The 21927-nt window shown below is 72.5% G+C and carries 20 protein-coding genes; 7 read left to right on the forward strand and 13 right to left on the reverse strand.

Features of this window, described 5'->3' with window-relative positions; genetic code table 11:
* Positions 1 to 117 precede the first annotated feature (117 nt).
* Positions 118 to 2145, forward strand: coding sequence for a primary-amine oxidase (locus ACI797_RS17260; RefSeq protein WP_456859977.1), 2028 nt, complete (start codon positions 118 to 120; stop codon positions 2143 to 2145).
* A gap of 63 nt (positions 2146 to 2208) precedes the next feature.
* Here the strand turns inward: ACI797_RS17260 and ACI797_RS17265 are convergent, their stop codons facing one another.
* Together ACI797_RS17265 and ACI797_RS17270 are read right to left on the reverse strand one after the other, a co-directional pair.
* Positions 2209 to 3060: an HNH endonuclease gene (locus ACI797_RS17265; protein ID WP_456859978.1), complete on the reverse strand. Its 852-nt coding sequence runs from the start codon at positions 3058 to 3060 to the stop codon at positions 2209 to 2211.
* Positions 3057 to 6599: an AAA family ATPase gene (locus tag ACI797_RS17270; RefSeq protein ID WP_456859979.1), complete on the reverse strand. Its 3543-nt coding sequence runs from the start codon at positions 6597 to 6599 to the stop codon at positions 3057 to 3059. The genes ACI797_RS17265 and ACI797_RS17270 overlap by 4 nt, the downstream gene beginning before the upstream one ends.
* Positions 6600 to 6736: 137 nt before the next feature.
* Here ACI797_RS17270 and ACI797_RS17275 point away from each other — a divergent pair, with 137 nt between their 5' ends.
* Complete coding sequence (locus tag ACI797_RS17275) at positions 6737 to 8731, forward strand: hypothetical protein (RefSeq protein ID WP_456859980.1); 1995 nt, start codon at positions 6737 to 6739, stop codon at positions 8729 to 8731.
* Between the two features lie 768 nt (positions 8732 to 9499).
* Positions 9500 to 10252 (forward strand): hypothetical protein, encoded by a 753-nt coding sequence (locus ACI797_RS17280; RefSeq protein ID WP_456859981.1) that lies wholly within the window; start codon positions 9500 to 9502, stop codon positions 10250 to 10252.
* Here the strand turns inward: ACI797_RS17280 and ACI797_RS17285 are convergent.
* Positions 10245 to 10508 (reverse strand): hypothetical protein, encoded by a 264-nt coding sequence (locus ACI797_RS17285; RefSeq protein ID WP_456859982.1) that lies wholly within the window; start codon positions 10506 to 10508, stop codon positions 10245 to 10247. The genes ACI797_RS17280 and ACI797_RS17285 overlap by 8 nt on opposite strands.
* A gap of 4 nt (positions 10509 to 10512) precedes the next feature.
* The gene (locus ACI797_RS17290) at positions 10513 to 10713 is read right to left on the reverse strand and encodes a hypothetical protein (RefSeq protein WP_456859983.1); all 201 of its coding nucleotides are present in this window, start codon (positions 10711 to 10713) and stop codon (positions 10513 to 10515) included.
* A gap of 54 nt (positions 10714 to 10767) precedes the next feature.
* On the opposite strand from ACI797_RS17290, the gene ACI797_RS17295 reads away from it, so the two are divergent.
* The gene (locus ACI797_RS17295; RefSeq protein ID WP_456859984.1) at positions 10768 to 11034 is read left to right on the forward strand and encodes a hypothetical protein; all 267 of its coding nucleotides are present in this window, start codon (positions 10768 to 10770) and stop codon (positions 11032 to 11034) included.
* 102 nt (positions 11035 to 11136) lie between these two features.
* Here ACI797_RS17295 and ACI797_RS17300 read toward each other — a convergent pair whose 3' ends face one another.
* Both ACI797_RS17300 and ACI797_RS17305 read right to left on the reverse strand, forming a co-directional pair.
* The gene (locus ACI797_RS17300; protein WP_456859985.1) at positions 11137 to 11379 is read right to left on the reverse strand and encodes a hypothetical protein; all 243 of its coding nucleotides are present in this window, start codon (positions 11377 to 11379) and stop codon (positions 11137 to 11139) included.
* Positions 11380 to 11448: 69 nt separating this feature from the next.
* On the reverse strand, positions 11449 to 11757 hold the full coding sequence (locus ACI797_RS17305) for a LuxR C-terminal-related transcriptional regulator (protein ID WP_456859986.1): 309 nt from the start codon (positions 11755 to 11757) through the stop codon (positions 11449 to 11451).
* Between ACI797_RS17305 and ACI797_RS17310 the strand changes: the two genes are divergently transcribed.
* The gene (locus ACI797_RS17310; protein ID WP_456859987.1) at positions 11756 to 13063 is read left to right on the forward strand and encodes an amidase family protein; all 1308 of its coding nucleotides are present in this window, start codon (positions 11756 to 11758) and stop codon (positions 13061 to 13063) included. The two genes, ACI797_RS17305 and ACI797_RS17310, sit on opposite strands and share 2 nt — an antisense overlap.
* Before the next feature lie 26 nt (positions 13064 to 13089).
* Here ACI797_RS17310 and ACI797_RS17315 read toward each other — a convergent pair whose 3' ends face one another.
* A complete protein-coding gene (locus ACI797_RS17315; protein WP_456859988.1) occupies positions 13090 to 13983 on the reverse strand; it encodes a helix-turn-helix domain-containing protein in 894 nt (297 codons plus the stop codon).
* 112 nt (positions 13984 to 14095) lie between these two features.
* Between ACI797_RS17315 and ACI797_RS17320 the strand changes: the two genes are divergently transcribed.
* A complete protein-coding gene (locus ACI797_RS17320; RefSeq protein ID WP_456859989.1) occupies positions 14096 to 14995 on the forward strand; it encodes an alpha/beta hydrolase in 900 nt (299 codons plus the stop codon).
* Positions 14996 to 15065: 70 nt separating this feature from the next.
* Here ACI797_RS17320 and ACI797_RS17325 read toward each other — a convergent pair whose 3' ends face one another.
* Genes ACI797_RS17325 through ACI797_RS17335 form a run of 3 tightly spaced genes read right to left on the reverse strand, consistent with a single transcriptional unit; the run spans position 15066 to position 18516 of the window.
* A complete protein-coding gene (locus ACI797_RS17325; RefSeq protein ID WP_456859990.1) occupies positions 15066 to 16601 on the reverse strand; it encodes an AMP-binding protein in 1536 nt (511 codons plus the stop codon).
* Positions 16598 to 17716: a DUF5938 domain-containing protein gene (locus tag ACI797_RS17330; RefSeq protein WP_456859991.1), complete on the reverse strand. Its 1119-nt coding sequence runs from the start codon at positions 17714 to 17716 to the stop codon at positions 16598 to 16600. Before ACI797_RS17330 ends, ACI797_RS17325 begins: the two co-directional genes overlap by 4 nt.
* A complete protein-coding gene (locus ACI797_RS17335) occupies positions 17713 to 18516 on the reverse strand; it encodes an SDR family NAD(P)-dependent oxidoreductase (protein ID WP_456859992.1) in 804 nt (267 codons plus the stop codon). The genes ACI797_RS17330 and ACI797_RS17335 overlap by 4 nt, the downstream gene beginning before the upstream one ends.
* Before the next feature lie 127 nt (positions 18517 to 18643).
* Between ACI797_RS17335 and ACI797_RS17340 the strand changes: the two genes are divergently transcribed.
* Positions 18644 to 19246: a TetR/AcrR family transcriptional regulator gene (locus ACI797_RS17340; RefSeq protein ID WP_456859993.1), complete on the forward strand. Its 603-nt coding sequence runs from the start codon at positions 18644 to 18646 to the stop codon at positions 19244 to 19246.
* Between the two features lie 61 nt (positions 19247 to 19307).
* On the opposite strand, the gene ACI797_RS17345 is transcribed toward ACI797_RS17340, so the two are convergent.
* The 3 genes from ACI797_RS17345 to ACI797_RS17355 all read right to left on the reverse strand — a co-directional run bounded on the left by ACI797_RS17345 (position 19308) and on the right by ACI797_RS17355 (position 21854).
* Positions 19308 to 20207, reverse strand: a complete 900-nt coding sequence (locus ACI797_RS17345; protein ID WP_456859994.1) for a trypsin-like serine protease — start codon at positions 20205 to 20207, stop codon at positions 19308 to 19310.
* A 94-nt stretch (positions 20208 to 20301) separates the two neighbouring features.
* Positions 20302 to 21504 carry an RNA polymerase sigma factor gene (locus tag ACI797_RS17350; RefSeq protein ID WP_456859995.1) on the reverse strand — a complete coding sequence of 401 codons (1203 nt, stop codon included), beginning with the start codon at positions 21502 to 21504 and terminating at the stop codon, positions 20302 to 20304.
* A complete protein-coding gene (locus ACI797_RS17355; protein ID WP_456859996.1) occupies positions 21501 to 21854 on the reverse strand; it encodes a YciI family protein in 354 nt (117 codons plus the stop codon). The genes ACI797_RS17350 and ACI797_RS17355 overlap by 4 nt, the downstream gene beginning before the upstream one ends.
* Positions 21855 to 21927: the final 73 nt, after the last annotated feature.

Below are 21927 nucleotides of genomic sequence, written 5' to 3' on the forward strand. Positions count from 1 at the left end.
ACAATAAGCCCCACCCCCCCACGCCCGACACCCCGGGTGATGCGCCGAAAACACCCCCGGGGGCGTACGCCCCACGAAGCACCCGAACCCCTTCAAGGAACAGGAGAGCTCCACCTCATGGCAGTCGACACCGCCCTCGCCGACCTCAGCGGCGCGCCGTCCGCCGCGGCGCACCCGCTCGACCCGCTGACCGGCGCGGAGATCGAGCGCGCCGCCGCCGTCGTGCAGGGCAGCGACCACACCAGCGACACCCTGCGGTTCGTGATGATCTCGCTGGCCGAGCCGCCCAAGCCCGCGTCGCTGGTCTTCGACGAGGCGCCGCCGCGCAAGGCCTTCGTCGTCGCCTACGACACCGCGCAGAAGATGATCTTCGAGGGCGTCGTCGACCTCGACCTCGGCCTCGTCGAGTCGTGGACCCCGGTCCCCGGCCGCTTCCCGTCCTACCTCGCCGAGCACATGGACGGCGTGGAGAAGGTCGTGCGCGAGGACCCGGGCTGGCAGGCGGCGATGCGCAAGCGCGGTGTCACCGACTTCGACCTGGCGATGGTCGACCCGTGGCCGGCCGGCTACTACGGCGCCCAGGACCACTACGACAACTCGCCGCTGGTCTGCCGGCCGCTCACCTTCATGCGCTCGGCACCCGGCGAGCACGGCTACGCCCGGCCGGTCGAGGGCCTGATCGTGCACTTCGACCTCGACGCCATGGAGGTCGTCGAGATCGAGGACCACGGCGTCGTCCCGCTGCCGCCCACCGCCGGCAACTACACCGAGCGCTTCATGTTCGACCCGGACAACCGCCCGGCGTTCACGCAGTTCCGCGACGACCTCAAGCCCATCGAGATCACCCAGCCCGAGGGGCCGAGCTTCGCCGTCGACGGCTGGAACGTGACCTGGCAGAAGTGGTCGCTGCGGGTCGGGTTCAACCCACGCGAGGGCCTGGTGCTGCACCAGCTCGCCTACACCGACCGGGGCGAGATCCGGCCGGTCATGTACCGGGCGGCGCTGTCGGAGATGGTCGTGCCCTACGGCGACACCTCGCCGACGCACTGGAACAAGAACGTGTTCGACATGGGCGAGGTCGGGATGGGCCTGATGGCCAACCCGCTCACCCTCGGCTGCGACTGCCTCGGGGAGATCCACTACTTCGACGGCGTCGTCAACGACTCGCTCGGCAACGCGGTGACCATCCCGAACGCCGTCTGCATGCACGAGGAGGACTACGGCATCGCCTGGAAGCACACCGACTTCCGCACCGGCGAGGTCGAGGTCCGCCGCTCGCGCCGGCTGGTGATCAGCTTCATCGCCACCGTCGGCAACTACGAGTACGGCTTCTTCTGGTACCTCTACACCGACGGCAACATCGAGCACGAGATCAAGCTGACCGGCGTGCTCACCACCGGCGCGATCGCGGTCGGCGAGAAGCCGCGCTGGGGCAACCTGGTGGCGCCGGGCATCTACGGCCCGCACCACCAGCACTTCTTCAGCGTCCGCATGGACATGACCGTCGACGGGCCGGGCAACTCGGTCTACGAGGTCGACTCGATCCCCGAGCCGGACCCGGCGCTCAACCCGCACAAGAACGCCTGGATCACCCGCGACACCCTCGTCTCCTCCGAGGCCGAGGGCGCCCGGGACTGGAACCACCGGACGGCCCGCTACTGGAAGGTCGTCAACCCGGACAAGGTGAACGAGCTGGGCAGCCCGGTCGGCTACAAGCTCATGCCCAAGGACGTCGTCCCGACGATGGTCCAGGAGGGCAGCTACATCTACGACCGGGCCCGGTTCGTGCAGCACGACCTGTGGGTCACGAGGTACGACCCGCGGGAGCTCTACGCGGCCGGCGACTACCCGTACCAGTCGCCGGACGTGCAGGGCCTGCCGGTCTACCAGGCCGACGACGCGCCGCTGGAGAACACCGACGTCGTGCTCTGGTACACCGTCGGCGCGCACCACGTCGTGCGGCCGGAGGACTGGCCGGTCATGCCCTGCGCGTACGTCGGGTTCATGCTCAAGCCGGTCGGGTTCTTCGACGGCAACCCGGCGCTGGACCTGCCACCGAGCGCGTCCTGCGCGCACTGCGGGCACGGGGCCTGCACCTGCGGCCACTCGGCGACCGACCGCGGGCTGCCGATGGCCGGGCACTGATCGCTACGCGGCGGCCGCCGTCCCGGGTCAGGGGGACGGCGGCCGCCAAAGATCAAGGCCGGGTTAGATGCCGGGCAGGACCTCCTGCAGCCAGGCCCTGACTGCGGCGGCATATTCAGCCCTCGCCGAGGCGGCTTCATCGCTGGCGAGCGCTTCATTGAATGCCTGCTGCCGCGCTACCCGGATCGAGCACTTCCGGGGGCGGGCGTAAACGGCCGCCTGTGCGACTCCTTCCGCCGCCAGCTGGGCCTTACTCCGCGCGCGCCTCTGCTCGTCGTTGTTCAAGTCGTAGACCTGGATGGAGATCCTGCCCTTCTCGGTGAGGCCGACGACCTCCCCGAATTCTCCGAAGCGCAGGTGGAGTGTCGGGTCGTCCACAAACGGATGGAGAAGCAAGGGCTCTTCCGCGAGATCAAGGGCTTGGAAGGCGGGGTGCGGCACCGGTGGCGAGGCCACCGCGGCATGGGTCTTCGCCACCGGGAACTGGTTCAGCTTCCCGTCGCGCGCATTGCATCCCTCGCACGCCGGCACGAGGTTCCGCCAGTCCAGCGCCAGCCAGAAATAGCCGGGATGCGGCGCCTCGGTGCCGTCTGACCGGACCACCTTGACGATGTCGTGCCCCTGGGCCTTGGCCCATCGCACGCCCGCCTTCGGGCGATAGTGCTCGGCGTCCACGCTCTGCTTGTACAGCTTGCGCTCGCAGTACGCGCACTTGTGGAAGAACACGTTCTCGAGCAGCCAATTCTTCAGCTCCCCCCAGAGCTTCTGCTCGCGAGCGGAGAACTTCACCGTGCCTGTCTTCTCCCAGCGCTCGAGCACTGTTCTCATGGCGTCTTCGGCACGACGGTTCCAGCCCTGGAACCACTCCCGCTGGTCGCCGTCGAGGAGCTCAGGAGAGAAGGGAACGCCGATCACGACCTGCTCGCCTCCTTCAGCAGTCGCCGCGCGGCCTCCAGCAAGCGGGCCTGTACGTCAGGGTGCCTCTTACCGAAGTTCAGCCTGAGCAGGCTGTGCACCAGTTCGTCAGCCCGACGTTCCGCCGGGGTCTCGTAAGGCAAGGGAATGCGAAACCGGAGCTGAGCCGCCAGCTCCTCGAACTCGCGCTGCTGAGCGGCACTCCGGTCGTCCATGGCGAGGAGCTCTCCGTACCGCCCGAGCAGCGACTCCGTCGCCTGATCAAGGGTCGAGGACAACCCGAACAGCGGGCTGGTAAGGACCTGGTCGGCCCGTCCCATGGTCATGTCCTCTTCGACCTCGACCACAGAAGGGCCACCGGGCCGTCGTTCCAGCCGCGTCACCTGGTCGACCGAGAGGCCCGTCACCACGAGCGGGGAGTGCGTGGTGACGATGAATTGCACCTGCGGGAAGAGCTCGACCAACGCGGGGAGGAGGTCTTGCTGCCAGGCCGGATGCAGATGCGCATCGACCTCGTCGACCAGGGCGAGGGCCGGGGCGTTCAGGGGCTGGCTCCAGGTCGCGCCGTGGACGTCGTGCATCCGCTGCACCAGCACCCCGAGCCAGCCCAGCAGCGAGGCGGTGCCTTGGCTCAGGGCCTCCAGCGGCACCACGCCGTCCTCGGTGGCGACGAGGATCTGCTGGGTCTCCAGATCGATGCGCTCCAGCCGGATGTCCAAGCCGCCGGTCACACGGCCGAGCACCCGAAAGATGTCACCGACGAGTAGGTCGACGTCTCCCGTGGACTGCTTCGCCGCTTGCCGGCGGGTGCGCTCATGGTCGAGGTCGAACAAGAGCCGCTTGAGCTGGTCGGGGCGCGCGTCGGGCTCACCGGTCACCAGCGGCAGCAGGTCGGTCTCCTGCGCGCGACCCCGGCGGGGATCGACGGGAAGGGTGTCCATGCGCCCCCAGCGGAAACCCCGAGCGGCCGGGAACCCGAGCGCGAGCCAGCGGACGGTCGAGAGCGGTGCCACCGGAGTCACGGAGAGCTCACCCCCGGCGCTGGTGCGGTAAAGCTCCGCGTGGACGGTCGACGGTCCTAAATCGAGCTGGATGGAGCCGGACGTCTGGCCGGCCCGTAGGATCCGCTCCACCCATGGGCGGCTCGCTTCGCCGGTGAGTGCGCCGGCGATCGCCCGCAGCACCGTGGATTTGCCCGCCCCGTTGTCCCCCAGGAGCACGTTGACCCCGGGGCGGAAGGTCAGCTCCAGTTCTCGGAACGGCCCGACGTCGACGAGCGTGAGCCGCCCCAGCAGGGTCGCCGTCGGTCCGGTCAGGGGTGCACTCCGCACCTCGCGAGCCAGCGCCTCGAGGAAGCCCCGGTCCCGTCCCGGTGAGTACGGCAGGACGTGCACCCCAAACCGGCGGCGTAGCGCGTCGGCGCGGGGCTCCCAGCCCGGGTCCGTCACCTCCACGAGCGCGAAGTGCCGGACCGGGACGTCAGCGGGGTCCGTGGTGCCACCGACGACGCTCAGCAGATCCTCGATCTCGTGCAGGTCGGTCCCGACGAAGAAGAGGGACGTGGTGCGGATCAGCCCCTGCATAAAGCGTGCGAAGTCCCGGTTGCGGCTGTAGACCCCGGCGAACTGCGCCGTGGTGAGCAACAAGCTCCCCGGGCGACGGGGCGATCCCAGCAGATGCAGGACGAAGAACTCGCCCTGCGCGTGCGCGTCTAGGACCTGCTCGGCCTCCGCCGGTGTGAGCTCGACGGACACGCGTTTTCGGCCCCCCTGCACCACCGTGCCGTCGTCCCTCGCGACGATCACCTCGCGACCGTCAGCGCTAACGGCCAGCCCGCGGACCGAGCCGGCCGGGCGGTCGCCGCCGGTCTGGGCCTGAACCTCCCAGGACTCCGACGACGCGAGGTCGAACACATGGACGCTGCCGTCCGTGAACCCGACGGCGGCCCAGGACCCGTCCGAGGAGCAGCTGGTAGCCAGCGCACTGATGCGCGCATCCGCCCCGGGCCAGAAGATGGCTTGCTCCCAGAAGACGCCGTGCTCGCCGGTGTCGAGTTCCACCGTCTGCAGAGCCCACCCCCCAAGGTCCGCGCCAAGCAGCAGGCTCCGCCCGTTGCGCTCGACGAAGGCGACCGGCTCGGACACAGGTACCGCCCGCTCCACGGTGTGCTGCCGCTGAGGGGAGTCGCGTCCGGCTGCGGGCACAGCGAGTGTGAGGCGCCCCTCGCTGAGTGCGACCACGGCGTCCGCCCCAGCGGGGAGGGGGCCGTCCGGTAGACCACCCAGCCGGAACCCGAGTGCGGTTACGGGACCGCTCAACACCGCAGCCCGCGAGGGGTACGTCCGGCCCAGCCGCCACACGTTCACCGATCCGTCCACGGCTGCCGAGGCCAGCACGGGCTCGCTCTCGAACGAGCCGAAGGCGAGCGCGGACACCTGTTTGCTGTGGCCCTTGGCGGGCGAACGCCCCAGCGGCTCGAACGTCAGCGGATTCCACCGCCCGACGGCACCATTTTCGTGCCCGGACGCTAGAGCCGGACGAGCTCCCAGTTGCCCGAAGGCCAGCCGCGTCGGGGGGGAGAGCCCGGCCGCGACGGTACGCATAGTGCCGTTCCCCAGATCGACCAGGAGGAGACGACCGTCAGCCGTCCCACAGGCGAGCAACCGACGCCCCTCCACATCACCGAGCGCGAGAGCGGACAGCTCCTGACCTCCTGTGAGCCTGGAGATGTCGCGGGCCTCCTGGGACTGCGTCCGCAAGCGGGAAGCGAACAGCTCCTCCGAGACGTCGTCATGGCGCAGCGTCACCACGGAGGCGAACGGCAGCTGCCCCAGGACGGCGTAGTCCGGAGACGGTGCCGAATGGGCGGGGATGAAGTCGGAGACCACGCGCTCCAGGTCGTCGGGAACCACCGCCGCGGAGATCGTGTCGAGGACGAGGTCAACCTCGCCGCGGCGCAGACCGAGCCTGAGCGAAACCTCGCGACGGGAATCGACGTGCCCACTGCTGGCGGCCCACTCCAACAAGCGACCGGCGAGGTCGGCCCGGCTGGACTGCTCCGGAGCCAGCGGCGCGTTGCCGACGGCGAGGACGCACGTACCCAGCCGCAGGGCGTCAACGAGGCCGGACGGCGGCTCACCGGGCTCGGTGACCGGAGCGCTGGCAACGGCCTGCGTGATTTGCTGCGCAATCCTTTCGGCGGATGCCGGCGTGTCCAGCCGCAGCGACCGGTACTCGGCGAGGTCCGGTGGCGTCGGGACGCCCGGAGCTGTGGCGCACGGGATCACCCGCGTGCGCGGAAGCACGGCGGCGAGCTCCGCCTGCTGCCACTCCCCCAGCTCCGGCGTCTCGTAGAGCACCACGAGTGCTGAGGCGCGTGTGACGGCGGCTTCGATCGCATCCCGGATCGAGACGCCGAGGGGAACGTCCTCGGCGCTGGACCAGACGGTGAGCCCCTCGATCTCCAACGCGGCACGCAACGATCTAGCCGACCCGGCCAGGGTCGGGGGAAAGGAGAGGACCACGTCCCCGCCGGCCATCCTCAGCCGCCGCTAGGAAGAGAACGGGTGACCCGCAGGTCCATCGCGCCAGGTTAACGGTCGCACCGCATTCCCGGTCGGAGGACGACACTGGCCCGAACCGGAACGGCCCCCGGCCCCGACGAACAGGAGCGGAGATGGCTTCGTACCCGCGGTCCCCCACCCTCGACTGCGACCTGATCATGAAGGGCGGAATCACCAGCGGGGTGATCTACCCCGGAGCGGTCTGCCGGCTGGCGCGGGTCTACCGGCTCCGGTCCATCGGTGGCGCTTCGGCCGGCGCCATCGCCGCGGCCGCTGCCGCGGCGGCCGAGTACGGGCGGGATGGCGGCGGGTTCGAGCGCCTCGAGAAGTTGCCGTCGGACCTGACGGCACGGACGGCGTCCGGCGAGTCCGTGCTCTTCAACCTCTTCCAGCCGCAGCCGGCGACCGCGGGGCTGTTCAGGGTCATGACCGCCGGGCTAGGCCGGTCGGGAGCGGACCGGTGGCTGCGGACCTGCCTCGCCGCCCTCACAGCGTTCCCGCTGTGGTCGCTGCTCGGAGCTTTGCCGGGGTTGCTCGTCCTGACTCTGGCTTGGTTCACCACCGAGAGCTCGGCGGCCGTGGCGATTGGGGTGGGCGCCGCAGGCGTCCTCGTGCTCGTGCTCGGGCTACTTCTCGGAGCGGCGATCGGGCTGGTGCGGCGGCTGGGGTCAGCCGTTCCTGCCAATGGCTTCGGCCTGTGCAACGGGATGGACGGCACGGGATCGACGCCACTGACGCCCTGGCTGCACCGGACGTTGCAGGATCTCGCCGGACGCGAAGACGGCGCACCGCCGCTCACCTTCGGGGACCTGGAACGCGCCAGCGTCGACCTGAGGATGATGACTACAAATCTCACCCGTCGTCAGCCGCTCGCCCTGCCTTCGGCGACGAGGGAGTACTTCTTCGACCCGCAGGTCTGGCGGCGGCTGTTTCCCGACGACGTCGTCAGTTGGCTCGAGAACCACCCACCGGAGCCCACCGGAGGCCCGGTCGCCGTGGCCGACACGGAGCTGCTTCGCGCTCAGGCACTTCCTCTTCGACCGTTGCCCGCCCCGGCCGCCCTGCCGGTCGTGGTGGCGACCCGGATGAGCCTGAGCTTCCCGCTGCTCATCTCGTCGGTACCGCTGCACGCCGTCGACTACTACTCGTCGGCCGCCAGTCGGGACGCCCGTGGGGCGGCCCAGCGGTGGCGGCGCGAGCATCCGCACGGCAGCCTGGACCAGGCCCTCAGGGAGCTACCGCAGCCGCTGTTCGGCCTGAATTGGTTCTCCGACGGGGGAATCTGCAGCAACCTGCCCGTGCACTTCTTCGACCGGCCGTTGCCGACGCGACCGACCTTCGCCATCGACCTCGCTCCCTTCCCACCGGAGCGTGCAAAGTCTCCCCACGAGTCGGACAACAGCTACCTACCCGGCGTGAACCAGGGCGGGATTCAGCGGCGGTGGACCGCGTGGGCACCCGGCGGGCTGGGAGCCCTGCTCGGATTTGGCCGGTCGATCGTGGACACCGCCCGAACGTGGGTGGACGAAGGCCAAGTCGTCATGCCCGGATACCGGGACCGCATCGTCACCATCTGGCACGACCACCGGGAAGGCGGCATGAACCTCTCCATGCCGGACGATGTCGTGACCGCTCTGGTCGACCGAGGCGACGGAGCCGCGACCAAGCTGGTCGAGCGGTTCGCCGAGCGCCGTCCGGCGGAGACCTCGCCTGCGGGCTGGGACAACCACCGCTGGATCCGCTTCCGGACCGCGACCGCTGGGCTAGAGGACTGGCTGCACGCCTTCCGCTCGGGCTACGAACGCCCCGGTGAACTCGCCCTCCCGTACAGCCGGCTTGCCGGTCCCGCGGCGGACGCACCCCTACCCTCGTACGGCCTGACCGGAGCACGGCGAACTGTGGTGAATGCACGCACTGGAGAACTGCTCGATCTGGCCGGGTCCTGGAACGACGAGCCCGAGGATGCCTTTAGGCACGGTGCCCCGTCGCCCAGGCCGGGGCTCCGCCTCGTGCCCGTCACCGGTGGAGGAAGCCCGAGGGGGTCGGCATCCGACGCGGGCACCATGGCCGACACCTCCGTTGCTGACGCCCCACAGGGAGCTCCCTGAGCGCGAACGAGCCGAGCAGAGTTCGAACGTCGCAGTCACCGTCCCGGGCTGAACCCGGGGGACGGCGGCCACCGTGCGGTCAGCCGCAGATCTTGGCCTGCAGACCGACCAGCCCACCGTGCGAGTTGGGCGACGGCCCGCACAGCGCGTCCACCCCGTCGCTGAACCCGGACTGCTTGCGCCTCTCCAGCAGCTCGGCGCCCTTCGTCTAGGGAAAGCGCCGGTTGAGCCGCACCACCAGGGTGAGCACGGCGACGGCGGCGAGCACGAACCCGCCCCCATCACGCCGAGGCCCGCCTCCGGCGGCTGCGGGTCCTGCACCAGGACGGCGATGCCGCCGATGACCGTGCCGATGCCCGCGAGGAGCGCGACGAGGAGCGCCGTCCTCACATGAACGCATCCAGCGCGGCACCGATGGCGTTGGCGGCCTCGTACCCGGCGGGACCCTTGCCTCGCGCCGGCGGGCGCCCCGGTCACCGGGGTGAACCCACGTGCACCAGAAGCGCGCCGAGCGCACCGAATAGCGCGCCCCCGCCGATCACGCCCAAGCCAGCGGGGGCTGCGGCGTCTCTAGGAAGAGGCACCGCCCACGACGGCGAGCGCGCACACCACCAGCGACGACGCGCCGAGCAGCATCTTCACGATCGTTCTCCTCCCGATCGGGTCGCCGACGAGGGTCCGGTTCGGCGCTTGGCGCCCGCTTGGGCCCGGCTACCCTCCGAGAGGACCGGCCCGCCTGCCCGCGGGCCGCGCCGGGGGGTGGTGGCCGTGGACGTCGACGTGCTCGACCTGCCGAGCGCCGGCCCCGAGCCGATCCCCGTCGACACGGCCCTGGCCGCGGTGCTCGGCTACGCCCGCGGACGGCGGCCCTTGCGCTTCCGGTCGCCCTCGCACCCCGAGGGCCGCTGGGTGCAGGTGCCCGCCTTCGGCTGGTCGAGGTTCGACGGCCAGCCGCCCCCTGCCGACGTCCCCGGCGACTTCGACGTCCTGGTCGCCGAGGGCCTGCACGGCCGGCTGGACCGGGCGTCGTGGACGGCGGCGCGGGCGTCGCTGCACGAGGCGTGGCCGCTGTTCCGCGCCGTCGCGGCCCGGGCCGGCGGGCGCGCGTTCTGGGAGCTGCCGGCTGACGAGTTCTCGGTGCTCGAGGAGCCGGGCACGGTGGGCGCCCTGCTCCGGGAGGTCCGCGGCCTGCCGCAGGACTCCGTCGTCCTCGCCGCCCTGCACCACCGCGCGCCGTCGCTGGTGCCGCACCTGAACCCGACCACGCACCGCCAGCTGGGGCCGCACCTGCGGGAGAGCGACAGCGGCGTCGAGGCGGTCGTGCACCGGGAGCTGCGCGGCTCGGCCGACGCGTTCGCCGCACTCGAGGACGCCGCCGCCCGGCTGCTCGGCGCGCCCGTGACGCGGCTGCGCATCCACGACGTCCTGGTGTGGCTGGCCGGCAGCCTGCGGCTGACCCACGCGGTCGCGCTCGGGCAGGCGACCGCCGAGTGGGCGCGCCAGCCGGTCGCGGTCACCTGAACGCGTCGAAGAAGCTCGACCAGCCCGCCCAGTCGGTGCGCCCGCGGCCCTTCGGCGCCGCCGCCGGGTCGACCTCCACGTTCCTGGTCAGCGACCAGGACAACACCATGACCCCGCCGGTGACGGCGACGACCCCGCCCACGATCAGCCCGGTCAGCAGCCCGACGTCCAGCCGGTCGAGCAGGAACAGCGGAACGACGACGGCGGCGATGCCGGCCAGGAGCAGCAGCACGCCGGTGGCGGTCAGCTTCGACACGGCGTCAGCCCTCGTACGGCTGGTAGCCGCTGCGCCGGGCGCGCAGGCCGGAGACCACGATCGCCACGCCGACCAGGTCGACGACGACGCCGGCGACGATCAGCCAGAGGCCACCGCCGTCGCCGGTGAGCAGCAGGACGCCGACCACCACGGCGGCCAGCCCCAGCGTGCTGATCAGCATCCCGAGCGCGAGGTTCTTCGGCACGGGCGCACCCTGGCACACCGCGAGGCCGCGCCGGAAGCCGCGCACACTGGTGGCGTGACCGCTCGGGGCGTCGTCCGCCTGCTCAACACCTCCGGCGGGCGCGCGCTGTGCCTGGCCGGGGTGGTCGACGCCGCCGCCGTCGACTCGTTCTGGCGCCGCTACGGCCGCGAGCCCGCGCGGATCGACTGCATCGACGCCGGCTCCGTCGTCTTCCTGTCGACGCCGGGCGCCGAGCTGCTCGCCGACCACCTGTGGGCGGCCGAGCGGGCGGGGCGGGAGGTGGCGGTGCGCCGCTCCCCCGCCGTCGCGCACGTCCTGTAGGCGGCCCTCCGCCGCGATCATGAAGTTCGGGAAGCGACACGCGGCGCCGAGCCGGTGTGTCGCTTCCCGAACTTCATGATCGTCGCGGCAGGGGGGTCAGCGCTACTTGAAGAAGTCCCAGAAGCTGCCCGACGTGTCCCAGGGGCGCCCGCCGCCGCCCTCCGGCTCCGGGATCGCGTGCCGGACCAGGAACAGGCCGGCCACGAACGGCAGGATGCCGACGCCGAAGCCGATGCCCCCCAGCAGCGCCCGGTCGGGATCCACGATCGCCAGCACCATGCCGCCGATCGACACCGCAAGCCCGACCACGATCCACACGACGCCCCACACCGTCCGTGCCCGCATGCCTCTCCTCCCGTCGCGGCGGAGGACTGTCGCACACCGCGGCGCCGAGCGGGCGCACTCGCGACGCGGTCACCCCGGCAGGCGCACCAGCCCCGCGGCGACCGCGAACGCCGCCGCCCCGGCGCGATTGCCGGCGCCGAGCTTGGGCAGCAGGTGCTCGACGTGCGTGGCCACCGTCCGCTCGGTGATGCGCAGCGTCCGCGCGATGATCCGGTCGGTCGCCCCGGTGGCCGGCTCGACGAGCACCTCCAGCTCGCGCTGCGGGAGGTCGGCGGGGCCGGCGGCGGCGCGGTGCTCCACCAGCACCCACGGCCCGGCCGACCGTGCCTCGGCGGCGTGGGGTGCCCCGCCGACCTTCCTGGGGGAAGGTGTCGGCATGACGTCTGCGCTCCGCTCGTCCCCGTCGGTGGAGGAGGCGATCGCGCGGGCTCACGGGATCGCCGACCTCGGCGCGTTCCTGCACATCGCCGAGCGCGCCGAGGGCAGCGCCGGCCCGCTGGCCGGCGTCCCGCTCGCGGTCAAGGACAACCTCGACACCGTCGACTTCCCCACCTCCGGCGGCACCCCGGCGCTGGCGCGGTCCCGGCCCGGGCGCGACCACCTGGCGGTCGAACGGCTGCGCGCCGCCGGGGCGGCGGTGATCGGCAAGACCAACCTGCACGAGCTGGCGCTGGGGATCACGAGCAACAACGCGGCGTTCGGGCCGGTGCGCAACCCGCACGACCACGACCGCTCGGCCGGCGGGTCGTCGGGCGGCTCGGCGGTGGCGGTGGCCACCGGCGTCGTCCCGATCGCGCTCGGCACCGACACCGGCGGCTCGATGCGGGTGCCGGCGGCGCACTGCGGCGTGATCGGGTGGCGGCCGACGGTCGGCCGCTGGGGCACCGACCGCTGCGTGCCGATCTCGCGCACCCGCGACACCGCCGGGGTCTTCGCGACCTCGGTCGCCGACGTCGCGCTGGTCGACTCCCTGGTCAGCGGCGACCCGGTGGCCGAGCCCGGCCGGCCGCCGCGGCTCGGCGTCCCCCGCCGCGGCTACTTCGACGGCCTGCACCCCGAGGTGGCCGCCACCGCCGCGCGGGCGCTGGACCGGCTGGCCGACGCCGGCGTGCGGCTGGTCGAGGTCGACGTCGCCGACGCGCACGACCTCGACGCCGAGTGCGGCTTCCCCATCGTGTTCTTCGAGATCGCCGAGGACCTGCCCGCCTACCTGGCGACCCTGCCCGGGCCCGAGCGGGAGCTGACGTTCGCCGACGTCCTGGCGCAGGTGGCCTCCCCCGACGTCCGCGGCGCGATGGAGCTCGCGGCGGGCGGGTCGATGACGCGCGAGGTCTACCTGGAGGCGCTGTCGACGCGGCAGCGGCTGCGCGACGCCTACCGCACCGCGCTGCGGCCAGCGGACGGCGAGCCGCTCGACGCCCTGGTCTACCCGACGGTGCCGCTGCCCCCGCCGCCGCTCGGCGACGACGACACGACCGAGCTCAACGGCGAGCAGGTGCCGGTCTTCCTCACCTCGATCCGCAACACCGGGCCCGGCTCGACCGCCGGCATGCCGGCGATCTCGCTGCCCGCCGGCACCACGGCGGCGGGGCTGCCGATCGGCCTCTCGCTGGAGGCCCTCCCCCGCGACGACTGCGCGCTGCTCGCCGTCGCCGCCCAGGTGGAGGCCGCCCTGCGCGGGTGACCCCGCCGATCGTGGAGCTCGGGAAGTCAGGTGCCGCGGCGGACCTCGCCCGGCGTGCGGCCGTAGAGCACGCGGAAGTTGCGGCCGAACGTCGCCTGGTCGGCGAACCCCCACGCGGCGGCAACCGAGGCCACCGTCCCGCGGCCGCACTCGAGGTCGCGCCGGGCCGCCGCCAGCCGCGCGCGCCGCACGTAACCGGCGGGCGTCTCGCCCCGGGTCGCGAACAGCGCGTACAGCGAGCGGCGGGAGAGGTAGCCCGCGGCGGCTATGCGGTCGGGGGTCAGGTCGGGCTCGCGCAGGTGGCGGTGCACGTAGGCGGTGACCCGCAACCAGGCGGCGTCGTCGTCGGACGGCTCCTGCAGCGCGCCGGCCAGCAGGTCGACGACGGCGTCGGCCAGCGGGGGCGCCAGCCGGTCGTCGAGGGCGCCGGCGTCGCGCACCGCCGTCCCGAGCAGCGCGGTGAGCAGGCCGACGGCGCTCCCCTCCAGCAGGCGCGCGCCGGTGCGGGGCAGCCGGGCGCGCGGCACCAGCAGCGTCCACTTGTGCAGCCGCCCGGGCACCCGGAACCGCACCGGCTCGTCGCCGCGCCAGAGCACCGCCTCGCCCGCGCGCACCAGCAGCCGCTCGCCCGCCACCTCCACCTGCTCGGCACCCGCGCGCACGAACAGCACGCCGACCGCGTCGTCGTCGGTGGCGGCGAACTGCGCCCGCCCGCGGTGCCCGCTGCACGGCCCGCACCGGCAGTCGACCAGCGCCAGGTCGCCGAGGCGGTACCGGGTCAGCCCGTCGTCGTCCGCGCCCTCGCCCTCGGGGGTGACCGACCACGGCAGGTGCGTGGCGCTGACCGCCTCGCGGAAGGCGTCGGCCCGCTCGTCCGGGGGCAGCTCCGCCGGACGCCACCGCTGCGTCGCGAGGGCCATGCGCGGCATGGAACAGCGCCGACGTCCCCGCTGGCAAGCCCTGCAGGCAACGCCGTCCCTGCTGCACGGATCGTCGCGACCGCCCGGCCGCCGGCCGGGCAGGGTCGGCCGCATGCGAGAGGACATCGAGTTCCCCACCGAGGACGGCGTCACCCTGCGCGGCTGGCACTACGCCCCTGACGGCGTGGACGGCCCCGCTCCCCTGGTCGTCATGGCGCACGGCTTCTCGGCGGTCAAGGAGCACCTGCTCGACGACTTCGCCGGCTACTTCTGCGACGGCGGCCTCGGCGTGCTGGTCTACGACAACCGCAACCTGGGCGCCTCCGACGGCACCCCGCGCGGCGAGATCGACCCGTGGCAGCAGGTCCGCGACTACCGGACGGCGATCACCTGGGCGCAGACGCAGCCGTGGGCCGACCCGGACCGGATCGGCATCTGGGGGTCCAGCTACAGCGGCGCGCACGTGCTCGTCGTCGCCGCGCTGGACAAGCGGGTCAGGGCGGTGGTCTCGCAGGTGCCCCTGGTCAGCGGGCTGGCCAACGCCCGCCGGCTGATCCGCTCCGACCTGTTCGCGGCCACGCGGCAGATGTTCGACGCCGACCGCGCGGCCCGCTACGCCGGCGCCGCACCGCAGATGATGCAGGTGGCGTGGGAGAAAGACCCGGCCGAGCCCGCGGCGCTGCCAACCCAGGACACGCACGACTTCTTCTTCGGACCGGTGCAGGACCGGGCGCCGAACTGGCGCAACGAGGTGACGCTGCGCTCGGTGGAGATGTTCGTGGAGTACGAGCCGGGCGCCTACATCGCCGACATCGCGCCCACACCGCTGCTCATGGTGGTCGCCTGCCAGGACCACCTCACGGTCGCCGACCTGTCGCTGGAGTACTTCGAGCGCGCGCGGCAGCCCAAGGAGCTGGTGGCCCTCAAGTGCGGGCACTTCGAGGCCTACGTGGGCGAGGCGTTCGCGCAGTCGGCGCCGCGCCAGCTCGACTGGTTCCGGCAGCACCTGTGATCGTCGAGATCGGCGCTCTCGCACGCCTTGGCCCCTGCAAGCGTGCGAGAGCGCCGATGTCGACGCCGGATCAGCCCTGCGCCAGCATCCGGGCGCGGATGTCCGGCTTGACCACCTTGCCGATCTTCGAGCGCGGCAGGTCGGGCCAGACCTCCACCTGCTTGGGCGCCTTCACGCTGCCGATCCGCTCCTTGGCGAACCGCTGCAGCTCGGCGGGGTCCAGCTCCACCCCCGGCTTCGGCTGGACGACGGCGACGACCCGCTCACCCCACTTCGCGTCCGGCAGCCCCACGACGGCGCAGTCCTGCACCCCCTCGTGCGCCATCAGCGCCCGCTCCACCTCGGCCGAGTACACGTTGAAGCCTCCGGTGATGATCATGTCCTTGGCCCGGTCGACCAGGAACAGGTAGCCGGCGTCGTCGAGGTAGCCGATGTCGCCGGTGTGGTGCCAGCCGAACCGCGACGCCTCGGCGGTCGCGACGGGGTCCCGGTGGTAGCCGGCCATCACCAGCGACGAGCGGACGACGACCTCCCCCCGCTCGCCGGTCGGCAGCAGCTCGCCGTCGGTCGACATGATCGCGACGGTCGCCAGCGGGGTGGGCCGGCCGGCGCTGGCGAACCGCTCGCGGGCGAGCGTGCCGTCGGGGTGCAGGTGCTCGGCCGGCGCGAGGGTGGAGATCATCATCGGCGCCTCGGACTGGCCGAACAGCTGGCCGAGCACCGGCCCGATCCGCTCGATCGCCTCCGCCAGCCGGTCGGGGGCCATGGGCGCCGCCCCGTACCAGAGGCACTGGAAGCTGCCGAGGTCCGTGGCGTCGAGGGCCGGGTGCTCGAGCAGCACGTAGATCAACGTCGGGGGCAGGAAGGCGTGGGTGACCCGGTGCTGCGGGACCAGCCGGAGGAACTCGCCCAGGTCGGGCGCCGGCATCACGACGATCTCGCCGCCGAGCGCCAGCACCGGGAAGCAGAGCACCCCGGCGGCGTGGGTCAGCGGCGCGAGCGCCAGGTACACCGGGCGGCCGTCGAACGGGTAGCTCATCAGCGTCAGTGCCGACATCGTCTCGAGGTTGCGGCCGGTCAGCCGCACCCCCTTGGGCCGCCCCGTCGTCCCCCCGGTGCCGACCAGCATGACGACGTCGTCCGGGGGCTCGACGTCGTCCTGGTCGGGTCGGGCCGCCGCGTCGAGCCACTCGTCGAGCGGGACGTCGGGCCCCGAGTCGTCGAGGCAGACCAGCGTGGTGAGCGCGGGCAGCCGGTCGCGGATCTTGGACACCAGCGCCGCGTACGCGGGGGCGTAGATCAGCGTGGTGCAGCCGAAGAGCTCGAGCAGCTCCCGGTTCTCCTCCGCCTCGTTGCGCGGGTTGACCGGGCACCAGACCGCGCCGGCCCGGGCGATGCCGAAGACGCAGGCGAAGGCGGTGGGGTCGTTGCCCGACAGGACCGCCACCGGGTCCCCGGGCCGGACGCCCGAGCGCACCAGCGCCCGGGCGACCCGCCGGGTGAACGCCTGCACCTCGCCGTAGGAGAACGTGCGCTCCCCCATGGTCAGGCAGGGGGCGTCGGGTCCGAGCGACGCGCCCTTGTCGAGGTAGGCGGCGAGACTCATCGGTGCTCGGTCACCACCGGGTCGAGCACCAGCCCGAACTGGCGCATGACGCCGAGCAGCTCGCGGTGGCCGAACGCCTGGCAGCCGCTGGCGAACCCCACCCGCCGCGGCGGCTGCTGCAGCAGCGACATCGCCGCCCAGGCCTGCATCAGCCCGGTCTGCTTGTAGTTGCTGTTGCCGTGGATGACCACGTGCTTGCGGCCCAGCGGCCCGCTGGCGTGCACGGAGTCGACCGAGATGTTCAGCCGCGGGTTCTCGCGCGGCGGCATGCCGGTGGCCCACTGGTCGGCGACGGCGGCCAGGGCGTCGTCCCACTGCTCGGGCGGCAGGGTCTTGATGTCCTTCTCCACCGCGGCGGTGGTGGCGACGACGGCCTCCATCACCGGCCGGTTCATCACCCCGCCCTGCACCTTCACGTTCGCCACCCGCGGGTCGTCCTTGAACCAGACCGGGTGGCTGGTGCCGCCCCACGGCACGGTGAGCCCGAGCTCGTGCTGCCCGGGCACCACGACGTCCCACTTCGACAGCGGGTCGACCTTCACGTACTGGTTCTCCTGGAGGTGGAACCAGTCGGCTTTGAGGATGGTGAAGATCGTCTGGGTCGACGCGTAGGTCGGGAAGCCCTTCCAGAGCACGAGGACGTCGAGGGTGTCCAGGCCGGGCGTCTCGAGCGCGATGTTGGCCGCGATCTCGCCGGTCGTGTACATCTGCGCGATCCCGGGGGCGAGCAGCAGGCCGGTGTCGGCGAACGCCGTCCCGAACCGCTCCTGCACCCCCATCACCCAGTCCTGCTCGCCGGTGGTGTCGAGGTAGTGCGCCCCGGTGGCCAGGCAGGCTTCGGCCACCTCGAAGCCGAACTTGATGAACGGGCCGACCGTGTTGCAGACGACCTGCGCGCCGCTGAACAGGTCGGTCAGGTCCTCGACGGTGTGCTCGACCCCGACGACCTCGTAGTCGGCGGTCTCGATCCCGGGGATGCGGCCGACGACCTCCTGGCAGCGGTCCTTGTCGCGGCCGGCCGCGACGAACGGGACGTTGAGCTCGCGCAGGTACTCGCAGATCAGCCGGCCGGTGTAGCCGGAGGCGCCGTAGACGACGACGGGCTTGGTGCTCACGAGCCCATGCCCCCGTCCACGGCCAGGCCGGTCCCGTTGACGAAGCGGGAGGCGTCGGAGGCGAGGAAGACGACGGCGTCGGCCATGTCGGTCGGGTCGCCCAGGCGTCCGGACGGCGTCAGCGCGACGACGGCGCCGACCGCCTCCTCGACGCTCGGGAACAGTCCCAGCTCGGCGCAGTCGACGGCGAGCTGCATGCCCATCGCCGTCGGCACGAGGCCCGGGTAGATGCAGTTGACGCGGACGCCGTAGCCGAGCTTGCCGGCCTCGGCGGCGGCGATCCGGGTCATCCGGTCGATCGCGCTCTTGGTGCCGGAGTAGCCGGCGATGCCCGGGAAGGCGATGGTCGCCGCGACGCTGGCGATGTTGACGATCGAGCCGCCGTTCCCCGCCGCCCCGCCCGGGCGCATGGCCCGGAAGCCGTGCTTCATGCCCAGCGCGGTGCCGACGACGTTGACGTCGAGCATCCGCCGCAGCCGCTCCGGGTCGAGGTCGACCACGAGCTGCGTGACCTCGATGCCGGCGTTGTTGACCAGGATGTCCAGCCCGCCCAGCTGGGCGACGGTCTCGCCGATCGCGGACTCCCAGCTGGCCTCGTCGGTGACGTCGAGGTGGGTGAAGGCGGCGGTGGCGCCGTCCTTGGCGATCAGCCGGGCGGTCTCGGTGCCGACCTCGTCGAGGACGTCGCCGATCATCACCGCCGCGCCGGCCCCGGCGAGCGCCTCGGCCATCGCCTGGCCCAGCCCTCTCGCCCCTCCGGTGACCAGCGCCCTGCGCCCGGTCAGGTCCAGTCCCGCCATGCCGCACTCCTCGCCTCGTCGCGCCCCCGTGTGACGCCGGTCATGGTTGTGCGACGTTTGGACGGGTGTCAAGGATTTCTTTGACACCCGTCAAGGGCTTACGATTCCCGATGACGAAGGGAGTCCGATGACCGCGGCTACCCAGCGGGTGGACAAGTTCGCCGCCCGGCGCAGCGAGCTGGCCGGCGCGGCCCTGCGCACCCTCGCCGAGCGCGGCTACGCCCAGACGGGCCTGCGCGACATCGCCTCGAACTCCGAGTTCTCGCACGGCGTCCTGCACTACTACTTCAACGACAAGACCGACCTGATCACGCACTGCGTCCGGGAGTACAAGGAGCAGTGCGCGACCCGCTACGACGAGGTGGTCGCCACCGCGACCACGGCCGACGAGCTCGCCGCCGGGTTCCTGCAGAAGCTGGCCGCGACGCTGACCGACGAGGCGCCGATGCACCGCCTCTGGTACGACCTGCGCAACCAGTCGATGTTCGAGCCGGCCTTCCGGGCCGACGTCGCCGACATCGACCTGCTGCTCGAGCGGATGATCTGGCGGGTCGTCACCCGCTACGCCGAGCTCGCCGGCGCGCAGCCGCAGATCGCCTCACCGGCGATGTACGCGGTCTTCGACGGGCTGTTCCAGCAGGCGCTGCTGCGCCAGCTCGCCGGGGAGCCGTCGGCGGCGGCCGACCTGCAGGCCGCCGTCACCGAGGTGCTGCCCCACCTGGTGCACTGAGGTCCGGACACGACGGTGGCCCGGGCGCCGAGCGCCCGGGCCACCGTGTGGGTCTACGGCCTCAGCCGCCCAGGTACTGGCTGATGAAGTCGTAGCTGTTCTGGGTGTCGACCCGCCACGAGTAGTCGGCACCGTGGCACGTGCCGCTGTAGCCGAACGAGACGACGGCGACGATCTGGTCGGTGTCGTTCACGAGGACCGGCCCGCCGGAGTCGCCGTTGCACGTGCCCCCGCGCCCGCCGACCTCGCTGGGGTTGTTGAGCGTGTGCAGGTTGCCGGCGCGGGCGGCGTTGCCCCGCGTCTCCACGATCCGCGAGGTCGACTTGTACCGGTCGATCTCCCGGATCAGCTCCGGCCGCACCTCCTGGATGCCGTAGCCGACGTTCTCGACGATCGCGTCGTTCGGTGTGGGTGCGTTCGTCACGAGGGCCTCGACGGTGCCGAGCGGGGCCAGTTCGGCGTACGGACCCCCGAGGGACGCCTGGAGCTCCACCACGCCGACGTCGTAGTTCTCGGGGAACTGGGCGAAGCCGTCGTAGTCCGGGTGGGGGTAGGCGGTGCCCTGGGTGAAGCCGTTCGCGGGGTTCTCGAGCCAGGCCGCGCGGGCCGCGTAGAGCGCCGCAGGGTTCGGGTAGTCGGCCGCGCTGGGCCAGCCGGCCAGCGCGTCGCTCTCCTCGAAGGTCACCCAGACGTCGGTGCCCCCGCTCGTGCCGGCCGCCTGCCCGCCCGTGCCGATGCCGTACGTGCAGTGGCCGGCGGTCAGGAACGTGTCCGGGTCGAGCAGCGCGCCGGAGCAGCTGAACCAGCCCTGCTCGGCCGGGTCGTAGAAGATCATGAAACCGACGTACGGGTGCTCCCCGGCGTCCGGCTCACCGTAGGTGATCGCCGCCGCCGGGCTCGCCGTCCCGAGGACGAACGCGGCCCCCGCGGCGGCCAGTGACATCCCGAGCTTCGTGCGCATGCGTCGAGGTCCTCCCCCTGCTCTGCAGCGTCAGGACTTGGCCCCGTGTCGACGCTGCGGCGTTTCGCGACGCTAACGAAACGGCCGCGTCCGCTCAACTCGGGGTCAGCTGCCCCCGCCGCCGCAGCAGGAACTCCCGCTCGGCGGGGTTGGGGGTGAGCCCGGCCGCGAGCCGGTACGCCTCCGCCGCCTCCTCGTCCCGGCCGAGGCGGCGCAGCAGGTCGGCGCGGACGGCGTGGAACACGTAGTAGGTGGGCAGGTCCAGCTCGTCGACCAGGCGCAGCCCGGCGCCCGGGCCGTCCACCTCGGCGACGGCGACCGCCCGGTTGAGCGCCACGACCGGGGTCGGCGTGAGGGCCAGCAGCTGGTCGTAGAGCGCGACGACCTGCCGCCAGTCCGTCGTCCCCTCGGAGTGCACGGCCTGGATCGCCGCCTGCACCTGGTACGGGCCCGGCCGGTTGCGGCGCAGGCAGCGGCGGACCAGCGCCTGCCCCTCGGCGACCAGCGCCGCGTCCCAGCGGGTGCGGTCCTGGTCGGGTAGCAGCACCAGCTCGCCGTCGGCGCCCACCCGTGCGGGCTGCCGCGACTCCACGAGCAGCATCAACGCGAGCAGGCCGAGCACCTCGGGCTCGTCGGGCATGAGCTCGGCCAGCAGCCGGCCGAGCCGGATCGCCTCGGCGCGCAGGTCGTCGCGCACCGGCCGGTCGCCGGCGGTCGCGGTGTGCCCTTCGGTGTAGACGAGGTAGACGACGGCGAGCACCGGCCGCAGCCGGTCGGGCAGCTCGGCCTCGGCGGGCACCCGGTACGGGATGCGGGCGGCCTTGATCTTCGCCTTGGCCCGCACCAGCCGCTGCGCCATCGTCGGCTCGGGCACGAGGAAGGCGCGGGCGATCTCCGCCGTCGTCAGGCCGCCGAGCAGCCGCAGGGTGAGCGCGACCTGCGCGGACGGCGCGAGCGCGGGGTGGCAGCAGGTGAAGATCAGCCGCAGCCGGTCGTCGGGCACCGGACCCTCCTCCCGTGCCTCCTGGACGTGCAGCAGCGCCGCCTGCGCGTGCCGGTCGTCGCGGCCGGCCTCGCGCCGGAGGCGGTCGATCGCCCGGTTGCGGGCGGTGGTGAGGATCCAGCCGGCCGGGCTGGGTGGCAGGCCCTGCTGCGGCCAGCGCTCGAGGGCCTTCTCGAACGCGTCCTGCACCGCGTCCTCGGCGAGGTCGAGATCGCCGAGGACGCGGGTGAGGACGGCGACCGCGCGGCCGTGCTCCTCGCGGAACACCCGCGCGACCTCCGCGGCGTCGGTCACTCGAAGCGTTCCCGGAACGGCCGCACCTCCAGGGGCAGGCCGGTGATCTCCGCCTGGCGGCGCGCCCAGTGCAGGGCGCCGTCGAGGTCGGGGGCCTCCACGACGGTGAACCCGCCGAGGTGCTCCTTGCCCTCGGTGTACGGGCCGTCGGTGATCAGCACCTCGCCGTCGTCCTTGGTGAGCAGGACCGTCGCGGTGCTCGCGTCGTGCAGCCCGCCCGCGAACACCCAGGCCCCGGCCGCCTCCATCTCCCGCTGCAGCTCGCCGAGCTTCGCCATCACCGGCGCGAGGAACTCCGGCGGTGGGATCTCGCCGTCGGGCTGGTACATGCTGATCAGGTACTGGGCCATCGCTGGTCCCCTCCTCCGCGGCCGGCACCCTGCCGGCTCAACCCCTACACGAACGGACGACGGCCGGATCGAC

The sequence above is a fragment of the Geodermatophilus sp. SYSU D00691 genome, from assembly GCF_054050275.1.

Bases quoted from the DNA above. Each gene is read 5' to 3' on its own strand.
- ACI797_RS17310 (WP_456859987.1), top strand. From the start codon at position 11,756: ATGACGTCTGCGCTCCGCTCGTCCCCGTCGGTGGAGGAGGCGATCGCG.
- ACI797_RS17305 (WP_456859986.1), bottom strand. From the start codon at position 11,757: ATGCCGACACCTTCCCCCAGGAAGGTCGGCGGGGCACCCCACGCCGCC.
- ACI797_RS17320 (WP_456859989.1), top strand. From the start codon at position 14,096: ATGCGAGAGGACATCGAGTTCCCCACCGAGGACGGCGTCACCCTGCGC.
- ACI797_RS17260 (WP_456859977.1), top strand. From the start codon at position 118: ATGGCAGTCGACACCGCCCTCGCCGACCTCAGCGGCGCGCCGTCCGCC.
- ACI797_RS17315 (WP_456859988.1), bottom strand. From the start codon at position 13,983: ATGGCCCTCGCGACGCAGCGGTGGCGTCCGGCGGAGCTGCCCCCGGAC.
- ACI797_RS17340 (WP_456859993.1), top strand. From the start codon at position 18,644: ATGACCGCGGCTACCCAGCGGGTGGACAAGTTCGCCGCCCGGCGCAGC.
- ACI797_RS17275 (WP_456859980.1), top strand. From the start codon at position 6,737: ATGGCTTCGTACCCGCGGTCCCCCACCCTCGACTGCGACCTGATCATG.
- ACI797_RS17300 (WP_456859985.1), bottom strand. From the start codon at position 11,379: ATGCGGGCACGGACGGTGTGGGGCGTCGTGTGGATCGTGGTCGGGCTT.
- ACI797_RS17270 (WP_456859979.1), bottom strand. From the start codon at position 6,599: ATGGCCGGCGGGGACGTGGTCCTCTCCTTTCCCCCGACCCTGGCCGGG.
- ACI797_RS17325 (WP_456859990.1), bottom strand. From the start codon at position 16,601: ATGAGTCTCGCCGCCTACCTCGACAAGGGCGCGTCGCTCGGACCCGAC.
- ACI797_RS17335 (WP_456859992.1), bottom strand. From the start codon at position 18,516: ATGGCGGGACTGGACCTGACCGGGCGCAGGGCGCTGGTCACCGGAGGG.
- ACI797_RS17345 (WP_456859994.1), bottom strand. From the start codon at position 20,207: ATGCGCACGAAGCTCGGGATGTCACTGGCCGCCGCGGGGGCCGCGTTC.
- ACI797_RS17355 (WP_456859996.1), bottom strand. From the start codon at position 21,854: ATGGCCCAGTACCTGATCAGCATGTACCAGCCCGACGGCGAGATCCCA.